Annotated in this window: 2 protein-coding genes and 1 pseudogene; all 3 read right to left on the reverse strand. The window is 57.6% G+C overall.

Annotated features, from left to right (window positions below; all coding sequences use genetic code 11):
- Positions 1-469 precede the first annotated feature (469 nt).
- Positions 470-1,789: a hypothetical protein gene (locus EN984_RS22630; protein WP_127268971.1), complete on the reverse strand. Its 1,320-nt coding sequence runs from the start codon at positions 1,787-1,789 to the stop codon at positions 470-472.
- A gap of 411 nt (positions 1,790-2,200) precedes the next feature.
- On the reverse strand, positions 2,201-4,402 hold the full coding sequence (locus EN984_RS22635; RefSeq protein WP_127268970.1) for a P-loop NTPase fold protein: 2,202 nt from the start codon (positions 4,400-4,402) through the stop codon (positions 2,201-2,203).
- Positions 4,403-4,741: 339 nt separating this feature from the next.
- Positions 4,742-4,982 (reverse strand): annotated as a pseudogene (locus EN984_RS37820) (hypothetical protein); the annotation flags it as partial.

Raw genomic sequence — 4,982 nt, forward strand, 5'->3', positions numbered from 1 at the left:
GATGGATTCGGCTTCAAGCTGGTGGCTTCGGGATCGCTTCGGCATTTCGCACAATTATCGCCGCCGTTGGCGGATTGGTAGGGCCTCACGCCATTTCTTTCTGTCGCGTTTTGTCCCGCTCGGCCACCTAACGACGGTTCTGCGTCGGCGCAGGTATGAAGCGAGAGTAGAGGGCCCCGCCGAGACGACCTCCGAGCGTCCGAGTACACCGATCCAGGGTCCCAAGCGGACTGTCCGGATACGGCCCAAAATCAGCCGGTCAGCAATGCGCCCGATGTCGGCCGTTGAGGTGATCTTTCCTGTTGCCCGATAGCTGACGTTGCCGGCGGCACCAACGATTTCGATGTCTTAACAAGCATTGGCCTCTCCGGAAGCTTCCCTTGAAACCTCGGGGAAGCACCGGGGGAGCATGCAGAGCTGCATCCCATCGCCACGAATTCTGTTGTGGACGGCGCAAGTGGTCAAGTGGTCACGCCGCCGCCGTGGCTAAGGGAGCGAGGATTCCCGCTGGCTCCCTCGCAGGAAACCTACCCGCTGCGACAGCCTGCGCGATCACTTCAGCGTAGGGGTCAGGTTGCTCTCGAAGCTGCCCATCGAAAACCTTTCGTCGGAGGCACTCGGCGACAAGGGCGCTCATGTCGGCGATCGGATCGTCGCCATAGTCTCGGTAGTACCTCGCGTACTTCGAGGAATCGTAGACATCCGGCGCTCCGCCGTGGATTACCGAGTTCCGCAATCGCATCAGCAGAAGCACACGGGTACGATCGAGCTTTCCCCCGAACAGTTCATCCACCCCGCGCGCAACAGCCTCCGTTGCGCCGTTTGCATCCCCAAACATCGAGTCGATCGTGATGCAGTCTATTGGGAACCGCTCGCTGTCCGGTAGAAACCAAGCCCTGTAGAAGTACTGCAGCGATTTCAGCTTCTTGATATCGGCCTCGCTGCTGGAAGCGAGAGCCCTATCAATCACTTCAAGCCAAACACCATCCTCGACCCCTAGCACAACGTCCTCGCCGAGTGCCGGCGTATGTGGCGAGCTGTCGGAAAAGGACCATCCATCACGAACGCCCACCACTCCGCCGAAAACCTTCCGGCCGGTAAACTGGTGTCGGTAGTGATGCATTACGGTGAGGGAGATCGCCCCTAAGATCGATGCTCGATATTTTTTTGCCACCTCAGGCGATGGAGCGGTGACAAGGAGCCAGCTCGTCGGGGTTTGGGTCTTGTGCTTCCAGTCGCTGAATGGCGGGAATAGATGACCATCGACGTAGCCGCGTGGCAGGTTCGCGAGCGGCGTTTGTGCTGCAAGACCAGTCGCTGTCGAGAGCGAGAATACCGCCCCCTCAAACGCATCTCTCATCTGGATGGTGACCAGCGGAAAGAGGCAAGTTTCTAGAGGCGGAGTGAGGATATCGCTCTCTGCGAACTGGTCGACAAGCAAGTCAACTTGCTCCTTCGATATCCGCTCCAGGAGTGAGGTTTCAGCGCGGCTGAAAATGTTGTTGCCCGCAACAAGGTGGTACCGGTCCGTGAGGAAAGACCGCAGCTTCTCAAAGGAATGGCCCAACGGAAGATAACGGAGATGTGGCGGCCCGAGGGACCTCAGCTTCATCACCGCAGGCATCAGCTTCTTTCGACGGAAGAAAAGCGTGACAGAAATGCCGCCTAAGGCGGGATGCCTATCGCGTCGGCCAAGGATGAATGCGCTGGCAAGGCCGTCTTCGCCAACGGTGTTGTAGGTTGCGGCAAGCAGCCCCACGATAATTTCACGCATCTGTACCGCGTTCACGACACCTCCATTAGCTGGCCCATTCGCGTGGATTGTTTCTACTAGACCCCTGCTTCTTCGGAACGTGCAAGAACTCTTCACTCACAAGCAAGAGGCTTTGGTTCTCGCCGCGTCCTCTAGCGGGCTCACAGTCGGCTTTCGGCAAGGAAACCGTGTTAGGAAGGTCCGGATTGGATCAGGGCCTGCATTTTGGGGTCGGAGGAAGGTCTTGAACGGGTCAGTCAGGGACCTCGGAGCTACCGAATCGAATGTCCGCTGTCGCTTTTTGAACGCCAGAAACTGCCGGTCGGCAAACGGCCCCTCGTTCTAACGGAACGCTTCGCGCCCCTCCAATGAGCCATTGAGGTGTTTGTTTGCTTCCTTCCTGCACCGCCATTCCCGCCGATCAATTTCTGCGCTCACGGCAAGTGCTCAGTGTTTGCCCTGCTCGATCGCGACCTTGAGTTCTTCCACCTTCTCCCTATGCTCAGTGTCAGCCAGCGTTTCCAGTCGCTTTGTGGTTTCATCCCAATCCAGAAACACGCTGACAGCCGATTGCTGGAGCGGGTAATATACCCGGTCGCTCACGGCCCAACTGCGCAGCTTGTCCAGGAGGAAAAGAAAGCCTTCATCGGGTTCGGTGAATTTCGTGACCCAGGCCTTTGGCTCTTCCAGGCCTGACAGGTCCCTCCAGCCAAAGAGGTAGGCTGCTAGATCCGGCATCTTCGAAAGATCGCCATCGTTCACCTGAGCGGTAGCACGCGTCTTCAAGCTATTCAGGAGGTCAGTCAGCTTCTCACGGTCGAAGGCCGAGCCATCAGGATTTGCCCGTTCACCGACGAGGCCATGCATGAAAAGCTCGTCTCTGATGAAGTGCCCGATCAGCCAGTTCAGCGACGGACAGTCTGAGGCGAGCTTGGTGGCTGCCGAGGTAAAGGCATCGTGGTCCAACGTCTTCAACTGTTTGAGGCAACCCCTCACCACACGTTCCGCGATATCCGAGACTGACAGCGACAACGGCCGCGGACTGTTGTCTTCGGCAAGGATGACATCCATGCCGTTGGATATGGCTTCTATCAGACCTGAGAGCCTCGATGCGCCGAGGCTTCTGATCATGTCGTCATCCAGCCGGTCCAGTAAATGTTCGAACCAACTCCTTCCTGACGACCTCCTTTTCCGGGCGAGAGCGACGAGTTTCTCCGTCAGCGCCGACGTGTGGCTCGTTGCGAGGGCGAGCAACGCGTTGAACTCGTCATCCGGCATTATCGTTTTCGGATACGTCAGCGCGAAGTAGTAGCGGTAATGGATCGGGCTGCCCAGACGGCGCAGCGCGATCATGTTTTTCACTTCGCCTACGCTTGAGCTCGAAAAGACGCATTGCTCGGGACTGTCGTTCTTGATGATGCCTGGAATGAACCGGCGCAGGCTCCAGATTGACTGCGTGGACATTGCGTCGTCTGACGGCAGAAGCTCCTGAAGCCGCTTGCCGATCTCCTTCTTGTCGTGGCTGCTGATTGTACCATCGCCTGTGACGAGGACCGAGCGTAGCGAGAGATATTCCTCGATCCAACGATAGAGAGCCGGGTTCGTTGTCTTGATCAGGTGCAACCGGCAGACGTCGGGGAAATAGACATCGTCCTTGATCGAGGGATACAGGAACCGGAGGCTGTTGAGAGCAAGCTTGACCTCTCGCGGGGTCCGTAGTGCGCCACCTTCGCGGTCCACCCCAACTTTAAGATCGGAGAGGAGCTCACTAGTCGCGGGGCTTCCGGTGACTTCCTCGAAGATGGCCAAAGCCTCTGTGAGGAATTGCTCCCGCAAGTCGAATGGCTCGGGGAGTGGTATAGTGAAGGTCAGCTGGATGATTTTTTGAAGGAACTGATCTCCATCGGATATCTTCAGGCCAGTCATAAGCGCGTGGGATAGGGCCGCCCGATCATAGCACATCAGGTAGGTAATCTTCGGGAAATCGGCGACCGACCTCACCAGCCGGACCACCTCAACGGCTTGTTCGGGCTCAAGCCGGTCGAGGTCGTCCAGAATGACGACGAAGCCGATTTTGAGCTCGGAAATCCTCTTGGAAATGTTGGCTTTGATTTCGGCAGTCGTCTGTTGGCGTTCAGACTGCTCAAGGTACTCAGAAGCCAAATCCAACGAGTCTCCCGCGATCTTCGCACCGGGAATGAAATATTCAGCCAACCGCGCGGCCGGCGCCAACGTCCGCCCTGTTTTCGCGCCGTACGACCGGACGAGATTGCCGAGGTCGGTTCCTTTCTTCTTCAGCTGCTTCCAACGGCTCTGTTTGGCGTGCGCGTTTTCAATCTGATCCAGAATGTCCGCTATTGGGATAAGCAGGGAGGATACGAGATTGGACCGATCTCCGCTGAGCCATGGCGCGATGTTTATGACGTGGATGTGCTCCGGCTTGCTCTTGTCCAGCTCGTGCCGCAGGAAGTTCAGCAGCGTGGTCTTGCCTGATCCCCAAGGCCCCTCCAGGCCAACGACCATGCCGTCTGTTTCGAACGTCTTCAGAATTGCGGGTGCGAGTCTTCTGGCTATGCCCACAAAGCCAAAAAGATCGGCCGCCTCGGCATTCAAGGGCCGGTCGGAGTCAGGTTGCGTTGGTGGCTTCATATATTTTTGATCAGCTCCAGCTAGATGTTCCATGGAGCTGATTAAGGCATACACATCTGAGGCGCAAAAGAGAAGCCTACTATGCGCCTCAGCAGCTTTGGGGGCGAAGGCAGGGAGGGACACAAGGGACCGGCGGTGTATCCCACGGCCACACTTAGGAGCGAAAAGGGCCGAGGCCGGAAACATCCGCCCTCAACACATGTTCGCATTCGACGCCTCCGATCATGGCTTAACGCGCAGAAAGCTGGCAGTTGGTCTTTGAGATCATTCGACGTTCGAAGGTCCGCTACTGACGATCCGAGCCTCGGAGCCGTCGGTCCACTCTCGGCCCGAAAGCGGTCAGCGCACGGTTCTACAAGTAGGGATCGCGCGACGGACGCGCTCAACAAGTGCGCGAATCTCTTCAGACTGACGCAGTAGCTCTCCGCTGGTCCGCAGGTTTTGCAGGCGCTGTTGGTTGCGCTGGGCTAGCCATTCCTGGCGCTGATTTTCCTTTTCGATCCGCTCCCGCTCTGCGCGCTCCTCGGCTTCCCGCAGGCTAGCTCTGAACTTTTTCTCGCCCGCCACGATGATCGCAGCC

The sequence above is a fragment of the Mesorhizobium sp. M7A.F.Ca.CA.004.12.1.1 genome, from assembly GCF_003997835.1.
Lineage (GTDB): Bacteria > Pseudomonadota > Alphaproteobacteria > Rhizobiales > Rhizobiaceae > Mesorhizobium.